Source organism: Ensifer adhaerens, from assembly GCF_001270265.1.
GTDB classification, from domain to species: domain Bacteria; phylum Pseudomonadota; class Alphaproteobacteria; order Rhizobiales; family Rhizobiaceae; genus Ensifer; species Ensifer adhaerens_B.
The window spans coordinates 1-15,160 of record NZ_LGAP01000044.1; the positions used below are offsets into that span (position 1 = coordinate 1).

11 protein-coding genes and 1 pseudogene are annotated in these 15,160 nt (G+C 51.5%); 10 read left to right on the plus strand and 2 right to left on the minus strand.

What is annotated here, in order from left to right; translation table 11 throughout:
• Positions 1-340 precede the first annotated feature (340 nt).
• The 7 genes and pseudogenes from fcl to AC244_RS32415 form a co-directional block, all read left to right on the plus strand.
• Positions 341-1,285, plus strand: a complete 945-nt coding sequence (gene fcl / locus AC244_RS32385) for a GDP-L-fucose synthase (protein WP_053252932.1) — start codon at positions 341-343, stop codon at positions 1,283-1,285.
• Positions 1,286-1,345: 60 nt separating this feature from the next.
• The gene (gene gmd, locus AC244_RS32390; protein WP_053252933.1) at positions 1,346-2,323 is read left to right on the plus strand and encodes a GDP-mannose 4,6-dehydratase; all 978 of its coding nucleotides are present in this window, start codon (positions 1,346-1,348) and stop codon (positions 2,321-2,323) included.
• 27 nt (positions 2,324-2,350) lie between these two features.
• Positions 2,351-3,313 (plus strand): GDP-mannose 4,6-dehydratase, encoded by a 963-nt coding sequence (locus AC244_RS35960; protein ID WP_082367308.1) that lies wholly within the window; start codon positions 2,351-2,353, stop codon positions 3,311-3,313.
• A 187-nt stretch (positions 3,314-3,500) separates the two neighbouring features.
• Positions 3,501-5,540: a glycosyltransferase family 4 protein gene (locus AC244_RS32400; RefSeq protein ID WP_234717101.1), complete on the plus strand. Its 2,040-nt coding sequence runs from the start codon at positions 3,501-3,503 to the stop codon at positions 5,538-5,540.
• A complete protein-coding gene (locus AC244_RS32405) occupies positions 5,537-8,212 on the plus strand; it encodes a glycosyltransferase (protein WP_053252936.1) in 2,676 nt (891 codons plus the stop codon). Before AC244_RS32400 ends, AC244_RS32405 begins: the two co-directional genes overlap by 4 nt.
• A gap of 112 nt (positions 8,213-8,324) precedes the next feature.
• Complete coding sequence (locus tag AC244_RS32410; RefSeq protein WP_053252937.1) at positions 8,325-9,029, plus strand: class I SAM-dependent methyltransferase; 705 nt, start codon at positions 8,325-8,327, stop codon at positions 9,027-9,029.
• 22 nt (positions 9,030-9,051) lie between these two features.
• Positions 9,052-9,267 (plus strand): annotated as a pseudogene (locus AC244_RS32415) (integrase core domain-containing protein); the annotation flags it as partial.
• 157 nt (positions 9,268-9,424) lie between these two features.
• Here the strand turns inward: AC244_RS32415 and AC244_RS32420 are convergent.
• The gene (locus AC244_RS32420; protein ID WP_053252939.1) at positions 9,425-10,075 is read right to left on the minus strand and encodes a class I SAM-dependent methyltransferase; all 651 of its coding nucleotides are present in this window, start codon (positions 10,073-10,075) and stop codon (positions 9,425-9,427) included.
• Between the two features lie 68 nt (positions 10,076-10,143).
• The gene (locus tag AC244_RS32425; RefSeq protein WP_152976207.1) at positions 10,144-11,283 is read right to left on the minus strand and encodes a hypothetical protein; all 1,140 of its coding nucleotides are present in this window, start codon (positions 11,281-11,283) and stop codon (positions 10,144-10,146) included.
• 719 nt (positions 11,284-12,002) lie between these two features.
• Here AC244_RS32425 and AC244_RS32430 point away from each other — a divergent pair.
• From AC244_RS32430 to AC244_RS32440, 3 genes are all read left to right on the plus strand, one after another.
• A complete protein-coding gene (locus AC244_RS32430; protein ID WP_082367309.1) occupies positions 12,003-12,830 on the plus strand; it encodes an ABC transporter permease in 828 nt (275 codons plus the stop codon).
• A 448-nt stretch (positions 12,831-13,278) separates the two neighbouring features.
• The gene (locus tag AC244_RS32435) at positions 13,279-14,493 is read left to right on the plus strand and encodes a hypothetical protein (RefSeq protein ID WP_152976208.1); all 1,215 of its coding nucleotides are present in this window, start codon (positions 13,279-13,281) and stop codon (positions 14,491-14,493) included.
• Between the two features lie 2 nt (positions 14,494-14,495).
• On the plus strand, positions 14,496-15,149 hold the full coding sequence (locus tag AC244_RS32440) for an ABC transporter ATP-binding protein (RefSeq protein WP_053252943.1): 654 nt from the start codon (positions 14,496-14,498) through the stop codon (positions 15,147-15,149).
• Positions 15,150-15,160 lie beyond the last annotated feature (11 nt).

The window sequence follows — 15,160 nt, forward strand, 5'->3', positions numbered from 1 at the left end:
TGGTGATGCGTCCGCCGTCGAACGCGGCGGTGATCTTCTTGCGGCCAACGGCTGGAAAAGCAAACGGCAGCAATGTATCGTCGGTCATGGCGGGTGTGGCTCGCAAGATGTGGTCGACAGGACTGGCTTTGACAACCGAATCCTACGCCAAATCAATCGCTTAAGCTACACCCGTCAGCCCATCACAATGACCGTCGTGCATAAGACGGGCTAGGTTGTGTTTTCACTAAAGCGTCAGAGAGAGAAGACGCTCAGAGCGCGTTCTGCGCTTGCATAAATGCCCGACATTGCATAACAACTGGCCCGAAACGCGTTGTTGAAACAAATCTGAGTTGAGCAGATGATAGATAACAGGATATGGATTGCCGGACACAACGGCATGGTAGGCTCAGCAATAAGGCGGCTTCTCCAGGAGCAGGGCCAGGAAGTCCTGACAGTGGATCGGGCAGAACTGGACCTGCGGGATCAGGGCGCGGTAACAAGCTGGCTTAAGGCGAATAGACCGACCTCTATTATATTTGCCGCCGCCAAAGTCGGCGGAATTTACGCGAACGATCAGTATCCGGCTGATTTCATTTATGACAATTTGGCGATCGAATCCAACATAATTCACGCGGCTCACCTTGCGGATGTTGACCGATTGGTTTTTCTCGGCTCATCCTGCATCTACCCGAAATTTGCTCCTCAGCCGATTCCGGAAAGCGCTTTATTGACAGGCCCACTTGAGCCCACGAATGAGTGGTACGCGATAGCCAAAATCGCCGGCATAAAGCTTTGTCAGGCTTATCGCAAGCAGTACGGGCGGCGCTATATTTCGGTGATGCCGTGTAATCTCTATGGCCCTCGGGACAACTATAATTTGCAAACCAGCCACGTTATTCCTGCGCTGATTCGGAAGTTTCATGAGGCGAAGCTCACTGGTGCGGCAGAAGTTGTTGTTTGGGGAAGTGGAAGTCCGCTCCGCGAGTTTCTTCATGTTGACGATCTGGCTAAAGGTATCGTGTATTGTCACGATCACTATGACGAGTATGAGCACATCAACTGTGGTGCCGGATCTGAAGTTAGTATTCGGGAGCTCGCTGAGTTGATAAAGGACGTTGTCAACTACGGAGGGGAGCTTACGTTCGACGTGAGCAAACCCGATGGTACCCCCAGGAAGTTGATGGATTCGTCAAAGGTTACAGCACTGGGTTGGCGTCCGGAAATCGATCTTCGTACGGGACTCGTAGATTCTTATAGGTGGTATATCGAGCATGCTGCGGGTAATGTCGCACGATCGGTGTAGAATAAGTCGCAGCTCGCTTAACTATAATTGCCGATACAAAAGGCATTTTCTGGAGTAAACATGTCAAAGAAAGCATTGATCACCGGTGTTACCGGGCAAGACGGCGCATATCTGAGCGCCCTCCTTCTTGAAAAGGGTTATGAAGTCTTCGGGATGGTGAGGAGATCGTCTCATGCCGGTGTCGCTGATCATAGGCTGAGGTGGTTGGGTGTAGCAGATGATGTGCAACTGGTCGATTGCAACCTGCTTGATGCTGCCGCCCTCATTCGCTTGATGATGGATATAAAGCCAGATGAAGTCTACAATCTCGCGGCGCAATCGTTTGTTGCGACGTCTTGGGCGCAGCCCAGTTTGACGGGACAAGTGACAGCTCTAGGGGTCCTTAATGTGCTGGAAGCAGTGCGTACGGCCGCGCCTGGTGCGCGCTTTTATCAAGCGTCATCATCGGAAATGTACGGACTGATTCAGGAACCTGCGCAGAGCGAGCAAACGCCATTCTACCCACGTTCGCCGTACGCTGTTGCCAAGCTGTTTGGGCATTGGGCAACTGTCAACTACAGGGAAAGTTTTAATCTTCACGCCTCGTCCGGCATTCTGTTTAATCACGAGAGTCCGCTACGCGGCGTGGAGTTTGTGACGCGCAAAGTCACCGATGGAGTTGCAAGAATCAAACTGGGCCTGGCAAGCGAGCTTGCCCTTGGTAACATTGACGCCAAGCGCGATTGGGGGCATGCAAAGGACTACGTCCGTGCGATGTGGCTGATGTTGCAGCAGGAAACCGCGGATGATTACGTCGTAGCTACGGGACGCACCACGACCGTCAGAGATATGTGTGCTATAGCGTTCGCGCATGTTGGCTTAGCAGTGGAGGATCATTTGCGAATTGATCCGGCCCTCTATAGGCCGGCTGAAGTTGATATACTTCTTGGCAATCCCGCGAAGGCGAAGCAAAAGCTTGGTTGGGAACCAGTGATTGGTTTGGAAGAGTTAATTGCGGAGATGGTTGAAGCGGATTTGACGCGCTTGGCGCGCCGCTAATTTTGAGAATTAGCAGGCGCGGGCAGGATGACTAATAGCTCTAATCCCACCATACTCATGACTGGAGGCGCGGGGTTCGTTGGCCGCGTATTATGCGGAGAACTGCTCGAGTCGTTTGCGTCGTCACGTCGCGTGCTACTAAGTCGGAATGCCGAATTTATCAGCAGCGGCTGGGAAACAGCCGCTGCTGATATTACAGACTTCGATGCTGTCGGGAAGTTGGTTGCCGACGTAAAGCCTGATATAATTCTGCATTTGGCTGCTCAAGCGTCGGTAGCGAATGCACAGAACCAGGCAGAGCAGACTTGGCGAACGAACGTCGTTGGGACGATGTCGATAGGGTCGGCCGTCGCGCGATGGGCGCCCGCCGCCACCGTTCTTTCCGTATCCTCAGGCGAGGTCTATGGGGCGAGTCTCAGTGCGACGCCTGCAACGGAGGCAGTTCAGCCTAACCCTCAAAATCCATACTCATGGTCAAAATTAGTAGGTGAACGAGTTCTACGCGACATACTAACACCAGAAAATAGGCTTATTATTGCTAGGCCGTTCAATCATTCTGGTGCGGGTCAAGATCGCAGATTTGTGCTGCCAAGTTTTGCTGCGCAAATTGTTGAGGCGGAATTGGGTTTGCGCGAGCCTCAACTTCACGTGGGGAATCTTGAGGCGAAGAGAGACTTTCTGCACGTTAATGATGTGGTTGCTGCCTATGTCGGTTTGCTGCAACTGTCTCCGGGGCTCCCACGTTTGACGGTAGTGAATATCTGCTCCGGCAACGCGCTTCCGGTAAGTTATTACCTGTCTGAAATGCGAAAGCTGGCAAACTTGGAAGTGGATATAATAGTCGACCATGAGAAAATGAGGCCTTCTGATATTGCTTGCTCTTGTGGAGACAATTCATTGCTTCGTTCTCTGATAAATTGGTCGCCTACGATATCTGCGACCGCGCTAGTTCAGGAATTGCTTACAAGTTGGCGAAATAAATATGGCTAAAATTAGTAAGATTACTAATATAAACTTCAGAAAGACCACTACTATATTTAACATGAGGCCTATCCGGGGGGTGAGGATAGTCGATAGAAGTAAAAACATTTGGGTCGTTACGGAAGATGATCCGCAATTCGCTCTCAAATCGCATTTTAGATCAAGCATACCGGCCGGTCACTACCGATTGAGTTTTGTGGGTGGTCGACATATCAACCGGCTCGACAATGCGTCACTGTATTATGACGCCGGTCGCGGACTCAATGAGAGAGACCGATCGCGTCTTGTTTTTAGAGAGGATGCAACCGGTAACCATGCAGCCTATATCAAGATCGATGAAGACGTCCGCAACCTCCGCTTTGATCCGACGGAAGGCGGTAGGCTCACGTTCGCTGCCCAAGCTATTCTCCTCGAACGCCTGGAAAAGAGGAACTGGGACGCAGCGGTGGCCCAACCGATCGTTAAACGTGAGCTGAAGTTGGGTGCAGATGGGAAATTGAGATTGCTCGTCAATCTTTTCCGGCTTCTGCCGGCCCACAAAGGCGCAGGGGGGGCGGGACGGCTTGCGTTGGCCTTCTTAAGGTATCTGCCGGAGTTCGCGAATGTTCGAGTAATCATCGCTGACCACAATCAGACCCTGGTCTCCGAATTTCCCGACGTCGACTTTGTGTTGGCAGGCGCGGAAAGCTACTCCGAATTAGAAGATCACTTTAGGTGGTCCGATTGCTACTTTGATTTTTTGAATGCGCTGCGCCCCACTTTCATACCGAGCCACGTTGTTGTTCTGAGCTGCCTCTTAGATTTGCAACATATGCGGCTTCCAATGTTATTCTCTAGTTCTGAACTGTCCGCGCGATTGCGAGAATATGGGTACGCGGTAGACAGAGCTGATCGCCTAATAGCCATCTCCGATTACGAACGTGAGAATCTTGAGTTCTTCTACGGTAAGAAAAATGTTAGCGTAGTGCCACTTAGCGGTTTTGCCGCTGAGGACTTTGTAGAAAATAACAGCAAAGTGGTCGCACGCCGAGCGCCTAACGTTCAGACCTACCTGCTCTACCCAGCCGTTCCTTGGGCTCATAAGAATCATGAAACTCTAATCCAAGCGGTTGCCGTTCTTAAGAGAACTGGCCGGCACGTCCGGTTAGTGCTTACGAACACGGATTCCAATCCAGGAAACAAACGTAAGTTGCAACGGCTGTGCGAGAACTTTGATGTTAGCGATTGCATCGAATTGAAGGGATATGTGTCGGAGCCGGAACTCATTGACTTGATGCGTGAAAGTTCGGGGCTCGTTTTTCCCTCGCTGTACGAGGGTTTCGGTATTCCGCTGGCAGATGCGATGAAACTGGGTGTGCCAGTGCTTGCCAGCAAGATTCCGGCGATCCTTGAAATCTGCGGGCCGGCCGCCGCGTATTTTGCGAACCACAGAAATGCTCTCTCGATGGCTGATGATATTTGGAGCTTCTGGTGTTCCAGGGATGAAAAAGTGGAGGCGATTGCAGCTGGTACAGGCCGTGGCGAGCTCTTCTCGAGTCGCCGCATGGCAAGGGAGGTGGTAGAGGCTGCCGGTTTGGCAGTGGCGTCTCGAAACACGAGGTTAAACCCAGTTGGTTTCCCGCGTCCACGCGAACCGCAAAAGAACGTGCTGTCGCTCCTTCTCTTGATCGAGAAACGCGATGTTTGCGCAGTTGGTGATCTGGCGCGCACGATCGAGCAGATCGGATCCGTATTGGGTGCTGAAGTTGACCTCACCGTAGCTTTGGACGCTGCAGTGATTGAGCATGAAGACTTTCTACCGGCGCTCAAGCGTGTATCTAAGCTGATTGTTTTCGATGCTAGTTGGCCGACATCCAGGCAGGCGGCGGTAGAAGAATTCGCGAGAAGATACAATAGTAGTGAATTTCACATGGTTGTTGATTGGGTAGATCATGAAATGATCTCTCCGGCGCAAATTATCGCGCTGGTCCATGGCCTTCGCCACAATCCAGAGGCAAAGTACGCCGCTCCGGAAGCGGATCTAAGAGAAGTAGCGGTTGGCAATGTCTTTTCAGAGCTGGATGTAATTGCTCGCTTTGAAAAGATGCGAGCAAACGACAATGTCATCACGGGCGTTATGTTTAGAGCTGAAGGCAATTTTCGCGACTCCCATCATGGCACCACGCAATTCTTAAGCGCCTATTGTTCTGAGAACTCATTTGTGCGCGTTCCGGCAATCAGGGCGGACTATGTATGAATACCAAGGCTATTAAACGCTTCGCTCAGTTTGTTCAGGGCAGAAAGGCGAACTTTGGATCTGTGAAGCCTAAAGCTTTGGCTGCAAAGTTCTCGGACACCATTTCCCCTCAAGATACTCTGCCTATGTGGCAACGGGGCCCCCTTCCTGTGGTTGGGGTCGTCACGCCCGTTCGCAACAGACTCACGTGGAGTGTTTCGTTTGTTCAGCAGATGTTGGCGCAAACATACCCGTTTTTGCGGATTTACATCGTGGACGCGGCGTCAACTGACGGCACTGCACTTGCCATCAGGACGCTGGGGCATTCTGCTGTCGAAGTGCTCCCGGTTGATTCCAGCAATTTTTGGACCGGTGGGACGAATGAGGGAGTGCGGCGTGCTCTCGAGGATCGCTGTGATTATATTTTGACCCTGAATGATGATGCAGTTGTACCTTCTGAATTTGTTGAGCGGCTGGTGTCTGCAGCTACGGCAAGTAAACGCAGGATTGTCGGCAGCATGATCTCTTACGCGGCCGAACCTGGCCGCATTTGGGGCGCTGGTGCATATAACGACTGGTCAACAGGAAACTTCCTTCAGACGAAGCACGCGAATGTTTGGGCTGATTCGGTTGATGAACTCAGAGAAGATCTCGTTGAAGCAGAATGCTTGTGCGGTAACGGCACCTTGATCGAGGCATCAGTTTTCGATGAAATTGGCCTTTATGATGTGAAGTTCACTCCACACTACCACGCGGATACAGAGTTTACGCTGCGGGCAAGGCAGCACGGAATAAGCTCATATGTCGCTACCAACGCTTGGATATACAACCGGTTCTATGAGGCGACGGATGGAGCGATGACCGCTCGTAATCGCCGCTATTTCTCGCTTCGATCGGCAAACTATCTCAAGCCAATCCTGTATATCTTGGCTAATTATTGCCCAGAGAACCTCCGAGTTATTGCCTTTTGCCGATATATAGAAAGGTATTTGTTCGACGCCAATGAACGAACGCTGTCTCTATTCGCGAGGATTGTGTTCTTATCGGCGGGATTGCTAGGCGAAGGAGATCTTAGAACCCAATATTTCTATACCTCGGGAAGTCGGGAGCTCGACCTTTGCCGAGACCTGAGTTTCGCTTTGAAACTCGAAGGACGTTCGTTCCTGATGGTAGCAGCCATGCTGCTCCTCCGGCGCCTGCTGAACCAGATGGAGGAGGATCACTATCTTCAGTATGTTGGAACAGAGGATTCGCGCCGCATAGTTCTACTCGATCTGATGAAGCGCCCGGAGTTTGCTGCGTTCAGAACGAAGGCACCTGAGATTTCGCTGTTGTTGGGAGAATGGACTCATGAGGTTCCGCATCAGCTTCTTCGTATGTGCTCAGATTCCTCTTTCGCAATCAGCGTCTTTCTGATCACCGAGAAGGAGCTACCAACTACACGACGCTTCAAGCAAAGCCTATCATTATTGGAAACGCAGTCCAGGGGAGAAGTGTATCCAAGCCTGGAGTTGGGTGAGGGTCGTCAGAGCCTAGCAAGTGAGAGTAAGGAGAAATCCGTACGGGTTTCAGTCACAAGCGGAAATGAAAAGCCGACAATTTATGTAAACACTGACGTTTTGTGCATGGCCCAACTCGACAATCGTGCCAAGACAGGGGTCTTTCGATACGTTCAATCATTCGTAGAGCGTGTCCGCGATGATGGGAGAGTGGCGACAAGGCTGTTTCATTCGCCGAGTTTGGAGGGTGCCTGGGAAAGTGTGATCCAGAAGTACTCAGATCTAGCAGAACTTTACGTGGATGGCCCTATGCAAGCATCCGCCGAGGGCGGTAAAGACATTGCGTTTTACCCATATTTTCCATTTGAACCGTTCGACGCGCGCTTTCTCAAGTTGAGGAGCGTCTTTACTCTTTGTGATCTTTTTCCGGTCACAAATCCCGAATGGTTCACCAGTGAGGCGACAACGAATTTTAGGCGCCAGCTACGTCATCTGACGTCCGCACGGCACATATTCTGTATCTCAGCGGAAACGGAAACGAAGCTAAAGACGTATGCACCAACACTGAGGGGAACGACTTCTGTTGCCCATCTCGGCGTTGCTGTTCCTGCGCTTCAGCCGGCTGGGATGGGTTCACGGATCTTGAAACCACGACCTTCGCAGCGATACATGCTTTGTATCGGCACCCTCGAGCCTCGTAAAAACCTCGCGACCGTTATCAAGGCGATGCGGCGCCTTAAGGGGAGTGAGTTTAGTGATGTACAACTCGTTGTTGTCGGTGCTTCTGGTTGGAACGTTGACTTTGCAGAAGAGGCTAATGATCTTGGTGACCGCGTAAATTTCCTCGGGCACGTTGAGGACCATGAACTTTGGTCTCTTTATGAATCGGCCATTTGCACGGTCTTCCCATCTCTGGCTGAGGGATTCGGCTTCCCCATTGTGGAGTCTTTCGCAAGTGGCACTCCAGTGATTACATCAAATCGTTCAAGTATGCGGGAAATCGCAGGAGATGATGCGCTTCTGGTCGATCCATTGGATGACAACGCAATTTATGACGCGATGACGAAGATCTTGCGTGCTCCGGATTTTCGGGAAAAGCTCTCAAGGCGAGGGTTGGAGCGGGCGAAAAGCTTTACATGGGAGAAGTGTGTTTCATTGCACGTTGAGGAGTTTCTAAGTATCTATCACCATTGATATTCGGTTCGGTCTAGATGGAGTGAAGATCTAGGCGGGTGGCGAGGAAGAATTGCTTGTTCGCCTAGATACCGCTAATGCGACATAATCAATCGATACGGAGCTAGTTTAATTGGCACATGATCTTTCCTTCCATTCGGGCGAGCGGCAGATTGCGGGGCGCTACGAGGACATCCGTGCTGACCATCGCTTTCGGTACGAGTGGGCCGACAGATTGATCCCCCCGAGTGGGTTTGGATTAGACGCGTTCTGCGGGAACGGCTATGGCGCCTGGCTTCTGGCGACGCAGCGGCAAGTCTTGGCATTGGACGGCTCCAAGGAAGCGGTCGCCTTCGCCACCGAGCACTTTAGCGGCCCGCGGGTCCATTTTGCCCACTCATACTGGCCGTTTGAACTCCCTCGGGAAGCTTTCGACTTTATCGTTTCTTTGGAATCCGTGGAACACGTCCAAGACGGCGCGACCTTCTTTGCTGCATTATCTTCCGCCCTGAAGCCCGGCGGAACGCTCATATACTCGACCCCGAATGAAGACCTACTTCCCCTGACAGCAACGGGCAACCACTTCCATCATCGTCACTACACGATTGACGAGGCTAAGAACCTTGCGGTGGCAGAAGGATTGGAAACCATCGCTTTTGCAGGTCAAAATACGTACAACATGACACAGGAGGGTAAGCAAGGGAGCTTGCTGACCGAAGCCGAGATGGCTCTGCAGGATGGCGTTGCTGGTCAGTTCAACATCTTCGCCTGCCGCAAGCCGATGCCCGAGTTCGAGAATGGGTGGTTCAAAAAGATGCTCCTGAAAACCCTTGGCTAGCGCGCTTTGTTGGGCAACAGCTTTGAGCCACATCCAGCCCGGAAAGCCGCAACAGAATGCCTATGTCGAGCGCTACAACCGCACCGTCCGACATGAATGGCTCGACCAATACATCATTGAAAGCATCGAGGAGGCACAGGAATTCGCGACGCAGTGGCTATGGACGTACAACAACGAACGGCCCAATATGGGCATCGGCGGCATCACGCCCGCACAGAAACTGAAAATGGCCGCGTGAATTCTACTGCGAAGCCCCGTTAAAAACGGGAGGATTACCCCTTTTCCACGTCCACGGGAGCAGTTCATGCAGGCGTGAGATGGACGTTGAAGCGCGATCCGCACACCCGGCAGATTTCAACCGTTGTCGCGGCCGATCCGTGCAACATGCAGATTACTTAGGGCTTTTGAAGAATTGTTACACAATCAAGGTCGGCGACCTCGCCCCAGGCGTGCATGGTTTGCTCAGCTACAATGAAGCCCGCAGCTCTGGAGATATTGGCAAACATATCCACGGACATGTAATTACGCCAATGCGGGTTGGCTTTAAAATCCCCATTGGGACCACCTGCAGTATAGTTGGAATGATGAACCAACGCATACCCACCAGATTTGAGTACTCTAAAGAACTCCGGAAGATACGCCTTCAAAATCTTCGGTGGAAAGTGAACCATACTGTCGAAGGTGTAGAAGAACGAACAGTGTTCTCCTGGAATTTTGCCGAGGTCATACCCATTGCATTGTTTCACGTCGACTTTGGGATTTCCGGCATATTTCTCCTGACAGTATTGTAGATTGTGCTCATTTACGTCGATCATTGTGACGTGCTCGGAAAAGGGCAGTAGGAAGTCGGTGTTGCGTCCATACCCACACGCGAAATCAACAACGCTGGTGTAGTCGATTGGGTGGCGTCTCCTTGCGGGTTCGATAAACTGGTTCCAATGCGCTTGCATGTCGCGGGCGGCAGCACCGTGATAAGCCTCAGCAACGTCCTCGCCCCAAAGAAGGCTGTTCCGTTTGACAAGGTTTTTCAGGCTGGTGAAGAACATGGTGGACTCTCAGGGCTGCAGATCACGAATTTCGAACGCGCATAGCACATCCGACATACTAAGTGAACTCAATCACCTCTATGCGCACGCTGTTGCGCCTTTTGGATAAAATGGAACAGAATCAAATCGGACTCCAGTAAATGCGCGGCCGTGCTAATTTCCCGTAGGATATCAGCTAATTGGTGTACCGCCTCAAGCTGAGCCCGCATTTGTACCGAACCCTCGGGCAATCCGAGCAATTCACTAATATTTTTGGCGTAACTCGTATCATCCTGGCCGGAATCAAAAAGGGTGAATTGCGACAACGCATCAAGCGCGCCGACGACTGAATCAAGCTGGGCGGGTTCTGAGGGATTCGCGGCTACCAATTGCTGCGTAAACGGCGAGGATAAGACGGCGAGGGTGTCCTTCGGCGCTTGACGGATCGCCCGGCGAACAACCGCTTCATCACGAGTGTCTAGACCATTAAAACACTCTATTATTGGCTTGAATATAGACTTATCCCGCTCCGATACGAACGCAAATTTGTGCTGGCTATATCGGCTGAATATGATGAGCCGCAATGCGAGCTCGTAGAACGGGTCGCGCAAGCCGATCATGGTGACGTCTATGTTGTAATCGATGTAGACCCGGAAGTTTTTTAGCAGGATTCTCCCCGCTATATAGATGGATGGTTGATGTAAAATCTCGAGCATTTGGCGTACAGTTTCAAATCCATAGCGCTCTACGCGGTGTTCGAAGAATTGGAAGTGCTTCTTTAAACTCAGGTCCAATTCGCTGTGTGGGACATATGAGGTCTCGACACGTAGAACCTTCTTTGGGATGTCCTGCGGTGCGGCGCGGCGGTAAAAAATCAGTCCGGTTTCTGGGTCGGAAATTTCTACTTTTGGAGCGGTACTGATGCCGGGCACGTTCTCGTCGTTGAGCACAAAAGCAACATCGCCGGTTTCATGCAAGCCCTGTGCATATGCACCATCGACGTGGATCCAGCAGTCGATTACAATCGACTCAGCCGACCCATTGAGTCTCACGATTATTTTTGGTTTTGTCGAGAATCCATCCGGCACTAGGTAGCCGTGGATTTCCGCTCCGGAATCTTTGTGAACGCTAAAGTTCATTGCGCTGTGCTGAATCGTCCATGGAACCATGCTTATATGCTGAGCGGAACGGCAAGCACAAGATCGCTGACGGTCGCCGTCCTCAGTCACCGAAATAGATCCCGCAGGACAGCGAAGGCCGCAGAGGAAAAGCGAATCCTCAGCGATGGAAGCGTCTGTTTCTTAATGGTGCCAAATATGTTTGGTGGGCCTGGCCCAAGTAAATGGCGAACACAACAACGAGTGGACCGAGCCGCTGGAAAGAGCTGGATGCAGCCTTCAAGCAGCGGGCATCGGGCTCAAATCCGAGAATAGCGGCTCAGATCAATTAGATTCCGTGCGAGATGAATTCCAACAGCCATCGCGGCCATCGCCGCACCCGCGTCGACAAACTAAGAGAGATCCGAAATACATCGCCAAACACTGAGACGGACCGCGTCTTGGTGACCGGACGCTGCATGGAGTTTGAAAAGACGACGTCGAAAGACCCGTCCCCCGATTGTCCTCAATCGGATGAACGGCCTACTTTCAGGCCACGCGCCGGAGCGGAAATTAAGCGACCATCGCCTCGCTCGTTGCGGCCCGTCAATTCAGCGCTATTGATCCGCACGCTTACAGGACTAATACGCTCGATTGCATCCTCAATGGTCACGAACGGAGCCAGATCGATGAGTTGCCGCCTTGGAACTATCCCGCAGAGGTAGAGTGAAACAGCGGCCTTGATGTCGCTAAATTTATAATGGTATGCGCGTATTCTCGAGCTGCCATCCAATGCTACTCTTCCGCTATAGTTCGGCAGGACCGCTTGAGGACATAGAAAAGGTTCCCTAATGCAGCGTGCGATAGATAGTACTGCCCGTCAGCCATCATTTTCTGGCAAGGTGCCGGTCAGCGTAGCCCTGAAAAGACTATGCAATGTAATGCATGCGGTGATCCTCCGCGATATCCGAAGTCGCTATTTCAATCACGGCCTCGGCTTTTTGGTCGCGCCGCTTTTCCCTGTCGCTCACGTCGGCGTTCTGCTCGCCATCTATTCATTCACTGGCCGTACCGCCACCTTCGGCGATGACATGGTGCTGTTCTTCGCAACCGGCTTGATGCCGGTGCTGACCTTGACATATGTGTCTAGATTCATGTCCTCTTCGATCGTTGCGAACAAGAACATGCTTTCGTTCCCGGCCGTCCACTTGATGGACATAGTGCTCGCAAGGTCCCTTCTGGAATTCGTCGCAATCGTTATATCACTCATCATTCTGGTGGTGATCCTACTAAGCCTCGGAACAGACCCATTCCCCTATAGACCCGAACAGGCGTTGGCGTGTATGGCTGTAACTGCGATGCTCGCAGTCGGTATCGGGATCATCATAAGCGTGATCTCAGCGATGGTTCCTACCATGTCGATGATCTACGCCCTTTTCACAGTCGTCATTTATCTTGCGTCCGGGGGGCCTATCTATCTGGATACCCTCCCAGAAGAGGTAGTATATCTGTTCTCGTTCAATCCTGCGTTTCAGTGCGTTTCTTGGATGCGTCAAGCTTACTATCAAGGATACCCGGCCCCATTCCTAGACAAAACCTATTTGTTTCTGTGGGCGACAGCCAGTTTAGCTGTCGGCTTGCTTATGGAACGCGCGCTTCGCAGATATGTGATGCAATAGCTACTGACCAGTAGTGGTTTTCACCAAGCCAACATAGGTCCTTCTGTGATGTTAGATTACGTGTTTTTACTTCGTATGTCTTTTGGGAAGACACAGAACTTGAACAAGCTATTGCCGTCTTGGAGCCCTCGGATCGACTCGTAAATCGATTTGGAGCGTCGTTCTGGAAGAGAGGCGAATTGTCGTGAATAGGCGGCATCCGGGCCGCATGAGTATGAATCGAAGCAACCTTCGGAACCACGTGCCATGCTAAAGCCATATCTATCATGAATAGCCACCGAGTGGTAAAGGGGCGCTCGTATTTTGCGTGGATGCTTGGATGGTGCCGATTCGGGAGAATGAACCGAACGGTTGGCCTTTCGCTTGTCGTTGCTAAGCTACGATCGGAGGCGCGTGGCAGCGAATTCTGTATCGCTAGCTCACCCCTGACACTTCAACGGGAAGAAGTATGAGTCTGCAAGTTGACTATGCCAATCGTGCGCCAGATATAACGGCAAAAGACGCGACAGCCAATCCGAGAGGCTTAACCGCCCCAGGCAGGGTAGGAAGATTATTGGGAGTTTTCTTCACCAAAAGGAACTCGCTTGTCTGCTTCGTCCTGTTCCCAAGTATGATCGTCGCGGTCTATTGTTTTCTGATTGCGAGCGGACAGTACATTTCCGAAACGCGTATGGTTGTGCGCACAATTGGCGTTAGCGAGCAATTTGATGCGTCGGAGAAGCGCGAGGGGCGATCCATCATCGGCGGTGATTCTCTCACACAGGATTCGTACATCGTCGCAAACTACTTAAAGTCTCCACAAATCGTCAGGAGACTTGATGCGGAAATTGGGCTGCGCGGTTTCTTTTTGAAGGATGCTATTGACACGTTGTCACGGCTTCGGCGTGAAGCTTCATTTGAGGATTTATATAAATATTGGCTTAAACAAGTTGACACGTATGTCGACGGTCCCTCAGGCATTATAGTGTTCACGGTGCGCGCATTCTCACCGGAAGATTCGGTCGTTATTTCGTCAGCCGCGTTGGCTGCCGCCGATGAGATGATTGACAAGATATCGGAGAAAGCAAAGAACGATCTGGTCACCCGCGGCGAGCGCGATGTGATGCTACGGCTTGATGAGTACCGGAACGCACTTGACGAACTGCGAGACTACCAAAACAAGACGGGCATCCTTGATCCAATTTCATCGGCAAAGATGGCAAATGCCATTATTGCGAAATTGACTGAGGAGAAGCTCGGCTTGACGGTTGCACTTAAGTCCTTGGAGGCGGCGAAAGCGGGGGACACTGCACGAGGCCGCCAACTGCGTAGGTCCATTCAGGCGCTTGATGAACAGATCGAGCTTCGCCAGAACAATGTAGCGGGCAAGAAGGCAACAAACGAAACCCAGCTATCAAGTAGCATGACGGAATTCTCGCGTTTGGAAACCCGGCGAATTGTAGCACAGGCTCTTTACGAAGCGACAGTTCGAAATTTGGATACAGCAAAGTCGGCTGCGCTGAAACGAACAACATTCATGGCGGTCTTTTCGAATTCTCATACGCCAGAACAATCCGAGTATCCCGACCGCTTTTCGGAATGGGTGATCATTACGGCCGGCCTCTTCACGCTATGGGTCACCGGTACTCTCATATGGATGTCGATCGAGGATCATCGGGTTTGAAAATGATCGCACTTGAGAACGTAACTAAATATTACAGGACGGCCGCACACCGCCGCTACATCCTTAGGAATCAATCAGTGAATTTCACCGCAGGAAGATCCTACGGTCTTCTCGGGGTAAACGGCGCCGGGAAGTCAACGACGATGCGCCTTATTGCCGGCGCGGAACTGCCAAATGCGGGACGTGTTCACCGAGAAGTTCGGGTTTCCTGGCCGCTTGGTTTTGCTAATGGCCTGAATAATCAGTTGAGCGGAAAGGAAAATCTCAAGTTTGTTGCACGCGCTTACGGCGAAGATCACAACCGCGTTCTCCGTTTCGTTGCTGACTTTGCCGAAATCGGCAGCTACATAAACGAGCCACTTCGGACATATTCGTCGGGAATGATGTCGCGCTTTGCTTTTGGCCTTTCGATGGCAATCGAGTTTGACTGTTATTTGGTCGATGAGATCACAGCAGTTGGTGACGCCAATTTCCAAAGAAGATGCCGAGACGCCTTCCGCGAACGTCGCGCCAAATCAGACGTCATCATGATCTCCCATGACATGGTTACAATTAAAGATTATTGCGATGTCGCAATCGTATTGATTGACGGGCATTTGGTCCAGTTCGACAACGTTGAAGAAGGCATTGCAACATATATGCGCCTTAATCGCTAGCAAACCGTGCC